Below are 877 nucleotides of genomic sequence, written 5' to 3' on the forward strand. Positions count from 1 at the left end.
TCGAGCAGGCCGCGCAGGATCCCTCCGTTGGCGTCGTGCAGGCTGGTCAGGGAATTCGTCTGGTAGACGAAGGCCGAGAGGTCGTTCAGGTACGGCAGGACGGCCGCCGTGATCGGGTTGAGCCGGCCGGTGATCTCGTGCAGGTCCGGCAGCGTCCCGTTGAGGTCGCCGACGAGCGGGCGCAGGTCGTCGACGACGGGCTTGGCCTTCGCCACGACCGGGGCCGCCTGGTCCACTGTGTTGCCGGCCTGGTCCACGGCTTTCGTCAGCTTCGACAGGGAATCGGGCAGCTCACCCGAGGCCTTGCGCAGGTTTTCCAGTGTCGGATCGAGCTGGTCGCTCAGCCCGACCACGCTGCTCGTCGCCTCGTCGAGCTGACGGGTGAGGTCGGGCAGCTGCGCAAGCGACGCGTTGAGCGGGCCACTCTGCGCGCCGGCGGCTCCGAGCGTCTCCTGCAGGCTCTTGGCCAGTGACGACAGCCGCGCGTCGTTCCCGCCGACGGACTTGGAGATCTGGGCGAGTGCGGTCACCAGCTTCGCCAGTGTGTCCTTGCGGGTCTGCAGCGCCGTCACGACTGGCTTGAGGTCGGTCGCGACCTGGTCGGTCGCCGAGAGGCCGCTCGCGAGCGACTGCGGTGCGTGGGCCAGGGCCGCGTCGGACTCGTTGACCAAGGACGTCAGTGCGTTCAGCGTGTTGTCGTCCAGGTGCCCGAGCACCTCGTCGACCTGGATCGGCCGCTGCGAGTGGCTCGCCGGGAGCGTCCCGTCCTGCGGGATTTCCTTCCCCGGCGGCCCGCCGGGGTCGATTTCGACGTACATCTCGTTGAGCGGGCTCTTCGGGCGCAGCACCGTGCGTGCGTTGTCGTACACCTTGTACT

Annotated in this window: 1 protein-coding gene; it reads right to left on the minus strand. The window is 68.8% G+C overall.

Annotated elements, in window-relative coordinates; genetic code table 11:
- On the minus strand, positions 1-877 hold an 877-nt coding region (locus tag H5411_RS46580; RefSeq protein WP_183128037.1), incomplete at both ends, for an Mce/MlaD family protein.

This window comes from Amycolatopsis echigonensis (genome assembly GCF_014174495.1).
Classification (GTDB): domain Bacteria; phylum Actinomycetota; class Actinomycetes; order Mycobacteriales; family Pseudonocardiaceae; genus Amycolatopsis; species Amycolatopsis echigonensis.